Source organism: Acinetobacter sp. YH12227, from assembly GCF_013417785.1.
GTDB lineage: Bacteria > Pseudomonadota > Gammaproteobacteria > Pseudomonadales > Moraxellaceae > Acinetobacter > Acinetobacter gandensis.
On record NZ_VPDH01000018.1, the window covers coordinates 1 to 15992 of the forward strand.

General features: G+C 39.1%; 16 protein-coding genes and 1 pseudogene. 14 read left to right on the top strand and 3 right to left on the bottom strand.

Going from position 1 to position 15992, the window contains the following annotated elements:
- Positions 1-186 precede the first annotated feature (186 nt).
- Positions 187-345: pseudogene (locus FTV09_RS18050) on the bottom strand (dihydrolipoyl dehydrogenase); the annotation flags it as partial.
- Positions 346-488: 143 nt separating this feature from the next.
- On the opposite strand from FTV09_RS18050, the gene FTV09_RS05680 reads away from it, so the two are divergent.
- The 7 genes from FTV09_RS05680 (at position 489) to hisC (ending at position 7443) form a co-directional block, all read left to right on the top strand.
- Complete coding sequence (locus FTV09_RS05680) at positions 489-1943, top strand: RNA polymerase factor sigma-54 (RefSeq protein ID WP_180057231.1); 1455 nt, start codon at positions 489-491, stop codon at positions 1941-1943.
- 164 nt (positions 1944-2107) lie between these two features.
- Positions 2108-2440, top strand: a complete 333-nt coding sequence (gene hpf / locus FTV09_RS05685; RefSeq protein WP_067762026.1) for a ribosome hibernation-promoting factor, HPF/YfiA family — start codon at positions 2108-2110, stop codon at positions 2438-2440.
- Between the two features lie 134 nt (positions 2441-2574).
- A complete protein-coding gene (gene ibaG, locus FTV09_RS05690) occupies positions 2575-2826 on the top strand; it encodes a BolA family iron metabolism protein IbaG (RefSeq protein WP_067761938.1) in 252 nt (83 codons plus the stop codon).
- Positions 2827-2832: 6 nt separating this feature from the next.
- Positions 2833-4089, top strand: coding sequence for a UDP-N-acetylglucosamine 1-carboxyvinyltransferase (gene murA, locus FTV09_RS05695; RefSeq protein WP_180057233.1), 1257 nt, complete (start codon positions 2833-2835; stop codon positions 4087-4089).
- On the top strand, positions 4089-4790 hold the full coding sequence (gene hisG / locus FTV09_RS05700) for an ATP phosphoribosyltransferase (RefSeq protein WP_067761934.1): 702 nt from the start codon (positions 4089-4091) through the stop codon (positions 4788-4790). Before murA ends, hisG begins: the two co-directional genes overlap by 1 nt.
- 184 nt (positions 4791-4974) lie before the next feature.
- On the top strand, positions 4975-6276 hold the full coding sequence (gene hisD / locus FTV09_RS05705) for a histidinol dehydrogenase (protein ID WP_180057296.1): 1302 nt from the start codon (positions 4975-4977) through the stop codon (positions 6274-6276).
- Between the two features lie 72 nt (positions 6277-6348).
- The gene (hisC, locus tag FTV09_RS05710) at positions 6349-7443 is read left to right on the top strand and encodes a histidinol-phosphate transaminase (protein ID WP_180057235.1); all 1095 of its coding nucleotides are present in this window, start codon (positions 6349-6351) and stop codon (positions 7441-7443) included.
- A gap of 172 nt (positions 7444-7615) precedes the next feature.
- On the opposite strand, the gene FTV09_RS05715 is transcribed toward hisC, so the two are convergent.
- Complete coding sequence (locus FTV09_RS05715; RefSeq protein WP_180057237.1) at positions 7616-8953, bottom strand: anthranilate synthase component I family protein; 1338 nt, start codon at positions 8951-8953, stop codon at positions 7616-7618.
- Positions 8954-9208: 255 nt separating this feature from the next.
- Here FTV09_RS05715 and FTV09_RS05720 point away from each other — a divergent pair, with 255 nt between their 5' ends.
- Complete coding sequence (locus tag FTV09_RS05720) at positions 9209-10216, top strand: DUF6160 family protein (protein ID WP_180057239.1); 1008 nt, start codon at positions 9209-9211, stop codon at positions 10214-10216.
- A 72-nt stretch (positions 10217-10288) separates the two neighbouring features.
- A complete protein-coding gene (locus tag FTV09_RS05725; protein ID WP_180057241.1) occupies positions 10289-11602 on the top strand; it encodes a hypothetical protein in 1314 nt (437 codons plus the stop codon).
- Between the two features lie 56 nt (positions 11603-11658).
- Here the strand turns inward: FTV09_RS05725 and FTV09_RS05730 are convergent, their stop codons facing one another.
- Entirely contained in the window at positions 11659-12207 is a 549-nt protein-coding gene (locus FTV09_RS05730) for an NUDIX hydrolase (RefSeq protein ID WP_180057243.1), read from the bottom strand.
- Between the two features lie 126 nt (positions 12208-12333).
- Here FTV09_RS05730 and FTV09_RS05735 point away from each other — a divergent pair, with 126 nt between their 5' ends.
- From FTV09_RS05735 to FTV09_RS05755, 5 genes are all read left to right on the top strand, one after another.
- Positions 12334-12936, top strand: coding sequence for a CoA pyrophosphatase (locus FTV09_RS05735; protein WP_180057245.1), 603 nt, complete (start codon positions 12334-12336; stop codon positions 12934-12936).
- 59 nt (positions 12937-12995) lie between these two features.
- Complete coding sequence (locus tag FTV09_RS05740; protein ID WP_180057247.1) at positions 12996-13526, top strand: gamma carbonic anhydrase family protein; 531 nt, start codon at positions 12996-12998, stop codon at positions 13524-13526.
- 151 nt (positions 13527-13677) lie between these two features.
- Positions 13678-14343 carry a tRNA (adenosine(37)-N6)-threonylcarbamoyltransferase complex dimerization subunit type 1 TsaB gene (tsaB, locus tag FTV09_RS05745; RefSeq protein WP_180057249.1) on the top strand — a complete coding sequence of 222 codons (666 nt, stop codon included), beginning with the start codon at positions 13678-13680 and terminating at the stop codon, positions 14341-14343.
- Between the two features lie 12 nt (positions 14344-14355).
- Entirely contained in the window at positions 14356-15180 is an 825-nt protein-coding gene (locus FTV09_RS05750; RefSeq protein WP_067761907.1) for an undecaprenyl-diphosphate phosphatase, read from the top strand.
- Entirely contained in the window at positions 15174-15992 is an 819-nt protein-coding gene (locus FTV09_RS05755) for a class I SAM-dependent methyltransferase (protein ID WP_180057251.1), read from the top strand. Before FTV09_RS05750 ends, FTV09_RS05755 begins: the two co-directional genes overlap by 7 nt.

The window sequence follows — 15992 nt, forward strand, 5'->3', positions numbered from 1 at the left end:
GAAAGTTGGGTGTATTTCTTCATTGTGTGCTTTCCAATTGCGAGTTGAAAAAGTCTAATGATTCTATGAATACACCTAACTTTTTCAACTAACTACAAATGTGTTGCACTTGGGATTTGAATCTGCGTGATTTAAAAATGATAAAAATCAAAAAGAATAAAACCAAAGCGTTATTTCACCTAGGAATCAGGAACTCAGCTGCCTTCTTGCATGTTTCAAAGCCGTTCTTAAACCTTCTTCTAAAGTGGGATGATAGAAAGGTTTTTCTAAAATTTGGTGTATTGTTATATCTTCATCAAGAATCCAAACTAATGATAAATTTAAGTATTTATAAATGAAGGTGAAATTTTAAATTTATAATTACGTATATAAATAAAAAGAATAGAAAAAATACAAAAAAATGAGTTTTGAATAGTTATTTATGTTATAAAAAATAAAACGGCATAAAAATTGCTTATAAAGTGCGGTTCATAAGGGGGATGTAATTAATGAAACTTGCTATGGGGTTAAGAGTTGCCAATTCCCTGTCATTAACACCACAGTTGCAACAAGCTATTCGTTTATTACAATTATCAAGTCTGGAACTCGAGCAAGAAATTCAGATCCAATTAGATAGCAACCCTTTATTGGAAAAAATTGAAGAGCAAAATTCAGTTGAAAGCTTAAATAATTTACAAGAACAAGAAAGAGAGAGTAAAGATTTAACAAATGAACTCAATGCTGACCATTTGCCAGATGAATTACCTGTAGATACAGAATGGGATGATGTTTATACACATCAGCCAACAAGTTTAGGTGCTGCAGAATTTGAAGAGCGGGAAGATAATCGTCAAGGGCATCAAAGTTTACAAGCACATTTAATTGAACAGGTAAATTTACTTCACTTTTCACTTGTCGATAAATTAATCGCACATTGCATTATTGATTCATTGGATACAAAAGGTTTTCTAGATTGTGAAATTCAGGAGATTACACAATCCGTTCAACATCTTTTAGAGTCTATGGACTATGAAGAAGAAGTTGAAGACGATGAAGTATTGGTTGTACTTAAGCATATTCAGCGCTTAGATCCTGTGGGTGTAGGGGCAAGAAACTTAGCGGAATGTTTGATGGTGCAAGTACAAACATTGCCTGAAAATACACCGTGTCGAAAGGATGCTTTGGTACTCTTACAGAATTATGAGCTTTTGATTAGTAATGAGTTACCGAAATTAATTAAACAAACAGGTTTAAATACAGAACAATTAAAATTAGCAATTTCTTTATTAAAGACATTGAAAGCGCATCCTGGTCAAGAATTTGAAGATAAAGAGTCTGATTATCAAATTCCAGATGTTGTTGTGTTAAAGAAAAATGAACACTGGTTAGTGCAACTCAACCCAGATGTAATGCCAAAACTTCGTGTAAATTCTTTCTACGCAAATATGATTAAGCGTGCAGATCACAGTGATGATAATCAGTATTTACGTAATCAAATGCTTGAAGCTAAGAATTTCATTAAAAGCATTGATGAACGACACAAAACCTTACTGAAAGTTGCAACGTGTATTGTTGAGCATCAACGTGCTTTTTTTGAACAAGGCCCTGAGGCTATGCGCCCGTTAGTCTTACGTGATATTGCAGAGGAAGTTGAATTGCACGAATCTACAGTGTCTCGCGTCACTACAAATAAGTATATGCTGACACCACGTGGTTTATTTGAATTGAAATATTTCTTTTCTAGCCATGTTGGTACATCTACAGGCGGTGAAGCGTCATCGACTGCTATTCGTGCAAAAATTAAGAAAATGATAGCAGAAGAAAATACACGTAAACCTTTATCAGATAATGCAATTGCTGTGATGTTAAATGCAGAAGGGATTGATGTGGCACGACGTACTGTGGCCAAGTATCGTGAATCGTTACATATTCCATCATCATCTGAGCGAAAAGTATTGATCTAATTTTTAAAATCTGACTATTCTAGAGGTTCATTATGACGAAATAATGAACCTCTTTTATTTTAGGAATGGTTGAAATGTTCTGACGCTTTAAAATTTGGATGTTGTAATAGCGCAGGATGTTTTGCCCTGAACTTTCAAACCTTAACGAGACGAGGAATAGTGCTATGCAAATAACAATTCGTGGTCATCATTTAACAATTACGCCAGCAATAGAAGAAAATATAAGAATAAAGTTTGCTGAAATGACCAAGCATTTGGATCAAGTAAATAGTATGCAGGTGAAATTATCCAAAGATCATCAAATCGATAAACGTTCAAAAAAAGGTAGTGATAATCACATTGCAGAAGCCATTATACGTTTACCTGGGACAGAGTTTTTTGCCCAGGCCTGTGCGGATGATATGTATACCTCTATTAAGAAGCTCTCTGAAAAATTGAAAAAGCAGCTCGATAAGCATCGAAAAATGCAGTTGATCTATGTGCCTCTAACGGCATAATACATAAAAATGTAAAAAGAGGTTTTTTATAACCTCTTTTTTTATATATATAATGTATGTGACTAATGAATTATTTTTTAGATTTATAGTAAAATGACGGGTTTTACACCGTTAGTCCTATATGGGGTCTTGTGATGAATAGTGAACAGCTCACTGATATTTTAAAAGCTGCGTTTCCAGAAGCTGAAGTTGCAGTAAGTGGGCAGGGCGGCAAATTTGATCTACGTATTGTCGATGATCAATTTGAAGGTAAGCGTCCAGTTGCTCGTCAACAATCTGTTTATGCACCTTTGAACTCCTACATTGCCAGCGGTGAAGTACACGCAGTAACTATACGCGCAATGACCAAAGAAGAATGGCGCAAAGCAAGCTTATTCGGAGCTTAATAATTAATGGATAAATTTCTGATTCAAGGCGGCACAAAGCTCGAAGGTGAAGTGCGCATATCTGGTGCGAAAAATGCTGCGTTGCCACTACTTGCTGCAACAATTCTCGCGGATACGCCTATTACCTTGACGAATGTTCCAAATCTAAAAGATGTCAATACATTGGTCAAACTGATCGCTGGTCTTGGTGTTCAAATTAGTTATGAAGGTGATACTGTTAAAGCAGATATTTCTACGCTTGATAACCAATTTGCACCTTACGAATTAGTTAAAACCATGCGCGCATCTATTTTGGTGCTAGGCCCATTGTTGGCGCGCTATGGTAGTGCAAAAGTTTCACTTCCAGGTGGTTGTGCGATTGGCTCTCGTCCTGTTGATCAACATCTTAAAGCACTAGAAGCTCTAGGTGCTGAGATTGAAGTTGAAGCAGGTTATGTGCATGCAAAAGTGGACGGTCGTTTAAAAGGCGGCGAAGTTGTATTTGATATGGTCACTGTCGGTGGTACAGAGAATATTCTAACTGCCGCTGTGCTTGCTGATGGTGTTACTACGATTCGTAACGCAGCACGTGAACCTGAAATAACTGATCTTGCCAATATGCTGATCAAAATGGGTGCGAAAATTGAAGGTCTAGATACAGATACTTTAATTGTCACTGGTGTTGAAAGTCTTCATGGCTGTGAATATGCTGTTGTTGCAGATCGTATTGAAACGGGTTCATATCTTGCAGCTGCCGCAATCACGGGTGGTAAAATCAAAACAACACATACTGATCCAAACCTACTCGAATCTGTTTTAGATAAATTTGAAGAAATGGGCGCAGAAGTCACTCGCGGTGAGGATTGGATTGAACTCGACATGATGGGTAAACGTCCTAAAGCTGTCAGTTTCCAGACATTGCCGCACCCAGAATTTCCAACAGATATGCAAGCACAATTGATGGCAGTCAATGCGATTAGTCGTGGTTTTGCGACAATTTCAGAAACGATTTTTGAAAATCGTTTTATGCATGTACCTGAATTAGCACGTATGGGTGCCAATATTCAGGTTGAAGGTAATGATGCTGTTGTAACAGGCGTAGAAAAACTTTCTGCTGCACCTGTAATGGCGACGGATTTACGTGCTTCTTTCTCATTGGTTCTTGCAGCACTTGCCGCTGATGGGGAAACATTGATTGACCGCATTTATCATATTGACCGCGGTTATGAAGATGTTGAAGCGAAGTTACAAGGTTTAGGCGCCCAAATTAAGCGAGTAAGTTAATGAGCGATATGAGAAACGATGATCCAAACTTTGACGTTATGGGCAATTTTGATCATGGTTTAACTTTAGCATTAAGTAAGGGACGTATCTTAAAAGAAACACTGCCTTTGCTGGAAACAGCAGGCATCAACTTACTTGAAGATCCGGATAAATCTCGTAAGTTAATTTTCCCGACAACTCATAAACAAGTGCGTATTTTAATTTTACGTGCTTCTGATGTACCGACTTATGTTGAAAATGGTGCAGCAGATATTGGTGTTGCGGGTAAAGATGTTTTGATGGAGCATGGCGCTCAAAACGTTTATGAACCATTAGATTTGAAAATTGCCAATTGTAAGTTAATGACAGCAGGCAAAGTGGGTATGGTTCGTCCAAATGGTCGCTTAAAAATTGCCACCAAGTACGTAAATTTAACCCGTCAATACTATGCAAGCTTAGGTGAGCAAGTTGATGTTATTAAGCTTTACGGTTCAATGGAGCTTGCCCCTTTGGTTGGTTTGGGTGATTACATTGTCGACGTAGTCGATACAGGTAACACCTTACGTGCCAATGGTCTTGAGCCGTTGGAAGAAATTTGCAAAGTGTCTTCACGTTTAATCGTGAACAAAGCAAGTTTCAAGCGTAAACAGCAATTGCTGAATCCAATTCTTGCACAGCTTGAAAAGGCTGTAGAAGAACGCGAAGCTGCGAAAAAAGCATAATTTGCTTTATCTTTAGAAGACCGTCCATAAGGGCGGTTTTTTTATTTTTAAGAATTTGAATGTGTTAATTAATTTATCAATTTAACCAAATGCTATTTCCAATAAAATTCATGTTGATACTCGGCACTAGCTACCGACAAAAGTGCATAAAACAGGTAAACTAAAGCTTCCCTTTATTTTCATTGTGGATAAATTGATGCGACGTTTATCGACTCAAGATCAAAATTTCAAACAAATCTTTGCTGATTTGTTGGCTTTTGAGACAGTGAGTGACCCAGAACTTTTAAAAACCGTAGATCAAATCATTGCAGACGTACGTCAGCATGGTGATGCTCATGTTCTAAAACTCACACAACAGTTCGATCGACATCCAGCGCATCAATTCTCTGAACTTGAACTGACACAAGAACAACTCAAAGCCGCTTTTGAAGGTTTAAGCACAGAAGTGCGTGAAGCATTAGAACTTGCAGCAAATCGTGTACGTGAGTTCCATCAAGCACAAAAGCAAGATGGTTGGACGTATGTGGATGCTTTGGGTAATACCTTAGGTCAAAAAGTTACACCGCTTGACCGCGTGGGTATTTATGTACCTGGCGGCTTAGCATCGTATCCTTCATCAGTATTGATGAATGCTGTTCCTGCGCATGTTGCGGGTGTTGCTGAAATTATTATGGTTGTACCTGCACCAAATGGCGACTTAAACCCATTGGTGTTAGCGGCTGCTTATTTGGCGGGTGTACATCGCGTATTTACTATTGGTGGTGCACAAGCGGTTGCAGCACTTGCTTATGGTACTGAAACGATTCCGCGTGTTGATAAGATTACTGGACCAGGTAACCGTTTTGTTGCTGCGGCAAAACGTGCGGTATTTGGTCAGGTTGGTATTGATATGATTGCCGGTCCTTCGGAAATTTTGGTTTATGCTGAAGGCGAAAACAATGCTGAATGGTTAGCAATGGACTTATTGTCACAAGCTGAGCATGACACTGTTGCACAAGCTGTTTTCATTACACCAGATGAAGACTTGTTAAATGCGGTGGGTGAATGGATTGAAAAACACTTAGAAGCATTACCTAAAGCTGAGATTGCTCGTACTTCAATTGAAAACCGTGGTGCATTGGTTTTGGTGAAAGACCGTGCTGAGGGTGCAGTGTTGATTAACCAAGTCGCACCTGAACACTTAATGTTGTGTTTAGATGAAGCAGAAGCAATGGCGGAAGATATTCGTCATGCGGGTGCAATTTTCATGGGACGTTACACGCCTGAAGCCATCGGTGATTACTGTGCAGGTCCAAACCATGTGTTACCAACATCCGGTACAGCACGTTTTTCATCTCCATTGGGTGTATATGATTTCCAAAAGCGTTCAAGCTTAATTATGTGCTCAGAAAATGGTGTGAAAACACTAGCAAAAACGGCTGATATTTTGGCACAACAAGAAAACTTAGATGCGCATGCACGTTCTGCACGCTACCGTTATCAGTAAGTTTCTTTAAAAGATTACAAGGGGGCTGATTGATCAGCCCTTTTTTGAGACCAAATTCGAGATTGAAAAAAAATGTCTATTACAAATGAACAAATGCGTTTTTGGAGCCCTGAAGTACGTGAGTTGGAACCGTACACACCGGGTGAGCAACCAAAAATCCAAAATATTTTAAAACTCAATACCAATGAAAATCCGTATCCACCGTCACCAAAAGTGGTGGAAGCGGTACAAAAGGTGTTAGCAAACTCAGCGGATGTACTACGTCTTTATCCAGATCCTGATGCGACTGAACTGAAACAAGCGATTGCTAAACAGCAAAATGTGCCTGTTGAGCACGTATTTGTGGGTAATGGTTCTGATGAAGTTTTAGCACATATCTTTAAAGCATTTTTTGTACAAGAACTGCCAGTACTTTACCCAGATATCACCTATAGTTTCTATCCTGTTTATAGTCAGTTCTTTGGTATTGCGGCCAACACTAAAATCTTACCGCTCAACGACAACTTTGAAATTGTGGTTGATGATTATAAGCAGCCAAATGGCGGCATTATTATTACCAACCCAAATGCACCAACCAGTATTGCACTTGGTTTGTCTGCTATTGAAGAAGTACTACAAGCCAATCCGAACTCAGTTGTGGTCATTGATGAAGCCTATGTGGACTTTGGTGCTGAATCTGCGGTGGCATTGGTCGAAAAATATGAAAACTTGGTGGTATGTCAAACCACTTCTAAATCACGTTCATTAGCAGGGTTGCGTGTTGGTTTTGCTATTGCTCAGACACATTTAATTGCTGCGCTTGAAGCAGTGAAAAACAGCTTTAACTCATATCCAATAGATCGTTTTGCAATTGCAGCGGCAGTAGCGTCATTTGAAGATCAAGCATACTTTGAAGCACAAAATGCTAAAGTCATTGCAAGTCGTGACAAATTGGTTGTACAGCTTTCTGAGCTTGGTTTTAAGGTTTTACCTTCTGCTGCAAACTTCATTTTCGCAACGCTACCAACGAAAGATGCAGGTGAACTTGCGGCTGAATTACGTGAGCGTGGCATTATTGTACGTTACTTTAACAAGCCACGTATTAATCAGTATCTTCGTATTACCATTGGTACAGATGAGCAAAACCAGCGTTTAGTGGATACGTTGAAAAACGATATTTTGGCATAATTAATCCCTCCTAACCTCCCTTTATAAAAGGGAGGAATTCCCATCTTTATGAAAGAGGGGCTTCCCATAGGTTAAAAATCAGAAGTTCCCTCCTTTGGAAAAGGTGAGAAACACTGCTTCGCAAGGGGGAGATTGATAAAAAAGCGACTCAATCGAGTCGTTTTTTTATTTACTAAGGCGTATACCAAGTGTTGAGTAAATCTAACATCGCTTCGACTTTATCAAAGCACTCTTGATATTCAGCATCACAGTCCGAAGCAATCGTAATCCCACCACCAGCCCACAACGAAACATCTTCTTGATATTTTTGAATAGAACGGATCAAAATATTCCAACAACCTGTACCGTCATGATTAAAATAACCTAATGATCCACAATATGCTCCGCGTGGAGCAGCTTCAAGTTCTTCAATAATTTGCATGGCACGTATTTTAGGGGCACCAGTAATTGATCCGCCAGGTAAAGCCGACATTAAAACATTTAATGGGTTAACATCCGGTTTTAATATCGCTGTAATTTCACTCACCATATGGTGGACTTGATTGAAACTTTCTATATCAAATAATTTTGGTGTTTTCACTGAGCCGGTTTCAGCATATACGCTTAAATCATTTCGCAGCAAATCTACGATCATGACATTTTCAGCCATGTCTTTTTCTGAGCGTTTAAGTCTCTGTTTTGAGGCTTCATCTTTCTGAGCATTAGCATGACGTGGCATTGTGCCTTTAATAGGCTTAGTAATGATTTTGCGCTCAGCCTGAAAATCAATAAATAATTCTGGTGAACAACTCAATAACTCAAAATCACCCACGCGTAAGTAGCCAGAATATGGGGCTTGGGTTAAGTTCCAGAAATCATCAGCTGTATCTACTAAAGAGCCATAGGCTTTAGCCGTAAATTCCTGTGTTAAGTTAATTTGATAGCAATCGCCAGCTTTAATATATTCTTGCACGGAGTTGAATGCATAATCGTACTCTGATTTTGTCCATCGAGCTTGGCAGGGAGTGGTTAAAGCAAAAACTGATGTGCTTTGATTTGACTCAATTAAACTTAAAATATAGTTGAAAATATCATCAGCTATATCTTCATGACTATAAAAATACCAGCCAGTTGATTCTAGTTTTAAATAGCTTTTAAATTCACCTAAAAATAAACTCGGTTGTGCCTTTATACTTATCTTTGTATGTTGATTGGCAGCATAGTCATAGCTGACAAAACCGATAAGACCCCCTGTAAAACTAGGCGTGTTTTTATTTTTAGCGCTATTAAACTCAAAATTTAAAATTGCGTGCTCATCAGAAGCGATATATTCAGATATGCCACCACGTTTAAAAGATTGAATCTCACTGTTTATTATTTGTACATAAGATGTAGGCATGAGTCCGATAATCGGGCACTGCTGATTCTGCAGATATACTACATGAGGGAGAGTTGCAAAAAATTTTAATATTTTATTAACACTAATATCATGTTTAAAAATAAATTTTTTGTAAGTTGAGGATAGAGACATCTACAGCTATACATCAATAAAAGAACAAAGAATAGTTTATAACATTCCTCAATTGTTTTACTTGAAAATACCGTTTGTCGGTAAGAAATAGATTGCGACCAACAACAGTTGATCAATTGCTTCGTTGGATATAATTTAATCGTGCGAGCAAGCTACTCAAGGAAATGGTGTAAACGTTGCCACAAAATAAATATGCAGCGTAAAACATCGAGTGGTTGACAATCAAAAAAATAAATACTCTTGGGAGAGTAAAGTATGAAAAAGTTCACTAAATTAGCTTTAGTTTCTTCAATCGCATTTAGCGCTAATGCTATGGCTATGCAAGCAATGGATGATGCAGCGCTTAGCTCAACCACTGGTCAAGACGGTTTAAGTATTGGTCTTGGAATTTCTAAAGTTACTGTTGATAAATTATTTGTACATGATAATGATGGTTTGAGTAATACAGCATTAGGTGGTACTTCGACAGCTGGTGCGATTGTTATTCAAGGTACTACTGATGCGGCGAAGGCAAAAGAAATCACATTAACTGATGGTTCAAAAATTTCTTCTGCTGACTTTGGTGTTTTCGTCGGTGCGAACTATAAAGATGGTGGAACACATTTACTTAATACACATAATTTAGCTGACTTGGTAATTGATACAGATGCTGGTACTGCTGCTAAAGGTGGTGCATTTATTAACGTTGCTGCTCAAGTATCAGGCCTTGAAATTCATATTGGTGAAATTGGTGTAACTGCATCAGGTACTCAAGGTACAGCGACTTCAGCGATTCGTCGTGGCGGTGATAGTTCAAATTACAATGCAATTTTATCAGGACTTGGTATTAAAACAGGCATCATGTCTGCTAACGTTCAACTCGGTGCAGCACCACAAGGCGCGATGATTAAACTAAACTCTGTAATGCAGGGTGGATTGGAAATCACCGATCTTGGCATCTTGGATAGTTCAACTAAAGGTGTGACTGGTGTGGCGGGTGAAATTCTAATCGATAGTATCAAGGTAGCGAATACGGATTCTAAAGATTTGGATCTAAAATCGGCTATTTCTGTATATGGTGCTTCAGCTAACACAGGTAACGGTTTCCTACGTATTGTAAATGATGATGCTAAGGGTATTGATACTTATGTTAAAGGTGTTCATTTAGGTAGTGCTGCAGCAGCATCAATTGGCGATATCGAAGTTCAGGGTTTACGTACCTATTACAGTCCTGCTCAAGGTCAATTTGTACCTGGTTCTGTAATTACTGTATCTGGACACTAATCCTTATTTACACCTTGGCTTAAATTAGCAGATATCAGTAATGCGGATGCTTTTACAGTCGTCCAAAAGCTAATGAATATTTCAACAGCAGCGGTATTCCAGCCTGAATTTGCATTATTTTCAACCGCTGAACAAGCCATTTCTGCAATTAGTGGTTCAAACGGTTTAGTCGGTTGTGATAAAGATGTTTGTGAACTGACCGACAAGGAAAAAATTAACTTATTTGGTCATTTCATGTTAATGACGGATCGCCAAGGTATGACTTTTGGTAGTGGGCTACAATGGCGTGGGAAAGTAGATAAAAATTTATCTACGATTGGCACGACCAATATGCAATTGTTGACTCAAGTTCGCCCCGTTCGTATGACCGCGACGGCACAGGATAACTGGATAGATCCATTAACTAAATCTATTGATAAAAGTCGTAATCTTGGTTTTAAATTTGATGTAGATCAAACAGGCTCAGATCCGCTGATTGTACGTAAGGGAATGCTGCTTGCAGACAAAATGGTGATCGGCACTGCAGGAAATCTTTACAAAACATTAATGGGGTTAGCTGAAACCTATACGCCGACTGAAATAGACAAAGAAAGATTGGGGACATGGGATCAGACCATTAGTGGTACCAAATATAAAGGGACTCTAGATCTTTATAAACTTTATCCAGTGTCTTATTTGGATAAATCTGTCTTTAAATCGATTAATAATGTCGCAACTGGTGAAAACTATATTTTCCCACTTTATGCGGATTTATCATTTAAGTTCACTGATACCAGTATTAAATCGGTGAAATTAGGCGTTGTTATAGACCGAAATGGCGATATTCGTACCAATATTCCTGCGGGTGTTGCAGCAAATGCGTTGACGAAACCGCTTACTGATGTGGATTTATCGACAAGTGCTGATGGCTGTAATAGCACTAATGCGGATGGCGATGTGCTAGATAAATTTCTAATGAAAGATCAAAAGCAAGTTCAGCAGTATCGAATAGGAACTGTTTCAAGAACTTTTACCAAAATTGGTGGGGTTAATCCAAACACGATTTCTATTCGAATGATCTTAGCGGATCAGTTCTTTGGTATTTTGGACGGTGCTTTGATTGGTATGAACTCAAGTGTGAAAACTTCGGACAATACATCAATGACTGTGGGCGGTGCTTTGGTTCAATTGGAAAAATTAGTTGCCGCTGATGCTGGCACCAAGCCTGCAATTAGTTTGACGGATTCTGATAATCAGAAAGTGAAATGGGCTAATAGTTTGGCCAGCTTTACGAATGTTTATAGCAAGCAAAATGACTCCGATGCTGAAGCGAAGGAAATTGCTAAGTTGAGCGGTGGGGAGATTTCAATTTCACTTGCACAATGTTATAGCGTGAAGAAAAAATAACAATAAAAAAGCCCATCAATGATGGGCTTTTTTAGCGAATATAAAATCTAAAAGCATTAGCCTGTATGGTCAAGGCGCGTACCTAGGGTTTCTAAATGCATCTCAAACTGATCGGTTTTTCGGTCTTCAAAGTAATGTCTAAGGGTTCTTTCTACACTTGGGAAGGCTAAATCATCCCAAGGTATTTCTTCTTCGGTAAATAGGCGAGATTCGATCGTTTCATCACCTGCACCAAATTCACCATTCACTAAATCTGATTTAAAAAGTGCGTAAATTTGTCCAATCCGCGGAATATTGTACATACAGTAGAGTTGTTGAATATCTACTTCGGCTTCAGCCTCTTCACGGGTTTCACGTGCTGCACCTTGCTCCATGGTTTCATACAATTCCATGTAGCCAGCGGGAAGTGTCCATAGACCATAGCGTGGCTCAATAGCGCGACGGCAAAGTAAAACTTTATTTTCCCAAATGGCGAGCGCACCACAAATCACTTTAGGATTGACATAATGAATAAAACCGCATGCGGTACAAATACGACGTAATTGATGATCACCAAGTGGAATTGCTTCTTTGGTTTTCTGTCCGCAGTTTGTGCAAAAGTTCATATTCATCGTCAATGATAAAGTTAAACGTCAGAATAACTGAAAATTAGAACTTTGGCATCATTTCTAACCAGCCTAAACAAAATTCAGCTATGATGAGGAAATGATAAAAACAAGGTGGTGAAGTGGATGGAAGCCAGATTATTGACACAGCAATTGCAGCAAAGTTTACGGTTTTCAAAACGTATTCAACCTGCACATGCGGCTGTGTTAATAGCGATCACCCACGAAGAAAATCCACGAATTTTACTTACTCGCCGATCTTTATATTTAAATAATCATGCTGGAGAAGTGTCATTCCCTGGTGGAAAGCGTGATGCACAAGATATCAGTAATATTGTAGTTGCGCTGCGTGAAGCTCAAGAGGAAACGGGTTTAAATCCATTTGATGTACAGTTATTGGGCGATTTACCTATGCAAAAAGCTAGAAATGGGATGTTGGTCAAACCGATCGTTGGTCTGATTCCACCTGATGTTGAATTGATTCCACAGCCGACAGAAATTGACCGCATTTTTTTTGCGTCAATGAAACAGTTATTAGAAACACCGGCATCGCCTTATGAAGTTAGGTTTGCGCAGCAATCTTTATATTTTCCAAGTCTCAGAGTAGAAAATGAAATTGTTTGGGGACTCACAGCTCGCATGCTGATTTCACTATTTCGCTATGGATTAAATTATCAAAAAGAATGGCCATTTTTATTAAATTCACCTGCTTTTAAAATTAATCTATAGCTTTAAATTTAAACTAGCTGAATAATTAATGAAAAATTATCAAATTAGGATGTTTGATTATGTTGTATAAGTTTCAAGGATATAGCCCAAAAGCCACACATCAACCTTGGGATGGTTGGGTTGCTGAAAATGCGACGGTCATTGGTCAGGTTGAACTGGGTCGTGAAGTTAGTGTTTGGTTTGGTGCAGTCATTCGTGGGGACAATAGCCGAATTTGCTTGGGCGACTATACAAACGTGCAGGAAAATGCAGTGCTACATACCGATGCGGGCATTGAAATGCATATTGGTCAATATGTCACCATTGGGCATCAAGCCATGTTACATGGTTGTACCGTAGGGGATAACAGTCTAATTGGCATTAATGCGGTGGTTTTAAATAATGCAGTCATTGGTAAAAACTGCATCATTGGTGCTAATGCGTTAATTCCAGAAGGAAAAGTGATACCAGATAATTCGGTCGTGATGGGTTCACCAGGCAAAGTAGTAAAAACATTAGATGAACAAGCCGAGCTTCGTTTAAAAATGAGCGCCATGCACTATGCCACGCATTTTAAAAATTTTATCCAGCTAGAAGTGGCTGAATTATAAAATGTGACATCCTTACTCAATACAAAAGCCTCGATTATTTCGGGGCTTTCGTATATGCGAGGTTATTGTTGAATGGAAAATCTCGCGAACTGGGAAGGAGTGGAGTATCATATTCCACGTTTTTTAAGATTAAATTTAATTAAGGTTGCGCATGAAAGTACTGGCATTGGAAACTGCCAATGAGCAGTGTTCCATCTCGATTGTAGATGAAACTCAGGAACTTTATTTTCAACTCGATACACGGGCAAAGGCGCAGACACAAACGATTCTCCCAATGATTGAGCAAGGGCTTGATCAAACTGCGACTGAACTTGGTGATTTAACTGTGATTGCATTTAGTCGTGGGCCTGGTTCATTTAGTGGTGTGCGTATCAATGCAGCAGTAACACAGGCTTTGGCATGGGCCAATGATTTACCTGTAGTTCCTGTTTCAACGTTGCAAGCATTGGCACAAGCAGCCTATCGCGTACATGGTTTAACTGAAGTGTCAGCTGTACTTGATGCACGTATGCAGGAAGTCTACGTGGCGAGCTATCAGTTAGATGCTGCTGGTATTATGCAGGCAGTTGATTCTGAACAGATGTTGAATTATACAGAGGCAGCGCAGCAAATTAAGTTTACTGTTGTGGGCTCTGGTTCAGATTTAATTAAGCAAGAACAAACACAATACAAAGACTTAAGTGCAACGGCACAGGATATTGCTACTATTGCCCGCGAAGCTGCACAACGAGAAGCATGGGTAAGTGCTGATTTAGCACTTCCTGTATATTTACGTGATAATGCTTGGAAAAAAATTTCAGAACAAGGCAAGCCATAACTAGGGTTTTATATGGATCTTTTACTGCTGCTCAAAGCGGCAATCATGGGTATTGTTGAAGGGATAACCGAATTCTTACCTATTTCTAGTACAGGGCATTTGATTCTAGCCTCAGAATTAATGAACTTCTGGACCAAAGAAAAAAGTGATGTTTTTGTGATTGCCATTCAAATGGGTGCAATTGCTGCAGTTATTTATGAATACTGGGCTCGCCTATGGGGCGCAGCGACAGGGATGGTGACGGGTGAAGAAAAAGGCCGTCGTTTAGGCTTTGGCTTAATTTTAGCATCCATTCCTATTGTTCTGATTGGTCTTAGCTTTGGGCAAACGGTAAAAGCACTACTTTTCAATAATATTGCGATTGCGATAGGGTTGATTATTGGTGGTTTGATTATTATTTGGATTGAGAAAAACCCGCCACAAGTCCGCGCAAAAGAAGTAGAAGATTTAACAATTAAGGATGCCATTTGGATTGGTTTAATTCAGGTGCTTTCTTTGATTCCGGGTACATCTCGTTCAGGTGCAACTATTATTGGGGCAATGTTCTTAGGTGTATCACGTAAAGCAGCTACTGAGTTCTCATTCTTCTTGGGTATTCCGGTCATTGTTGGTGCAGGCTTACTGGATTTGTATCAAAGTTATGATGTATTCCAAGGTACGCAAGATTGGATCGTCATCGCTGTTGGTTTGATTGTTTCTTTTGTATCCGCATTATTGTTAATTCGTGCTTTAGTTGCTTATGTCGCAAAGCGTGATTTTATGATTTTTGCGTGGTATCGAATCTTTTCAGGTTTATTGATTTTATTGTTCGCATTTACAGGCTGGAAATTATGGTAAGCGACATCCGCTTATATACTGAACAAGAATTTCACCAGAAAGCACAGCAGTATTCTGCTGTGCTTTCTTCACGTGGTGTGTCTGTAAATATTGAATCGGTTGAAAAATTAAATTCGCGATTTTTACGTTTAAATCCGGAATTGGCACTTTGTGTGGATGCAGATGGATTGTGGCTGTGTGCCAATGGCATGAAGATGCAACCCGACTGGAACGCAGAAATTGGACGTTTAAAGCGCGCATCAATAAAGTCTGAAATGATTGCACGTGCGTGTAATTTAGCTGAGAAGCCGAGTTTAATTGATGCGACTGCTGGTCTGGGCCATGACAGTTTATTAATGGCACATCTTGGGGCACAAGTTACTTTAGTTGAACGTCATCCGATCTTATTTACATTGTTGGAAGATTCACATCAGCGTGCACAACAAGATGCATTTTTAAGTGCTGTTGTGGCACGTATTGAGTTGGTCTTTTCTGATTCTGCAGATTATTTAATTGAGCAGGCTCAACAGCAACAAGTTTTTGATGTGGTTTACTTAGACCCAATGTTCCCGCAGCGCGATCAAAATCAGCAGGCAGTAAAGAAGCAAGCGCAAGTCAAAAAGCAAATGCAGCTGTTACATATGTTGTTACCTGAAGACGGTGAAATGGATTTAGGTGATAATTTATTGGCTTTGGCACAAAAAGTTGCACGTCGCGTTGTTGTTAAGCGTCCTCGTTTAGCGGTTTTTTTGGCAAATACTGAACCTCAACATCAATGGCAAGGGGATGCGTGTCGTTTTGATGCTTACTTTCAGCATGAACTTGTAGCTTAA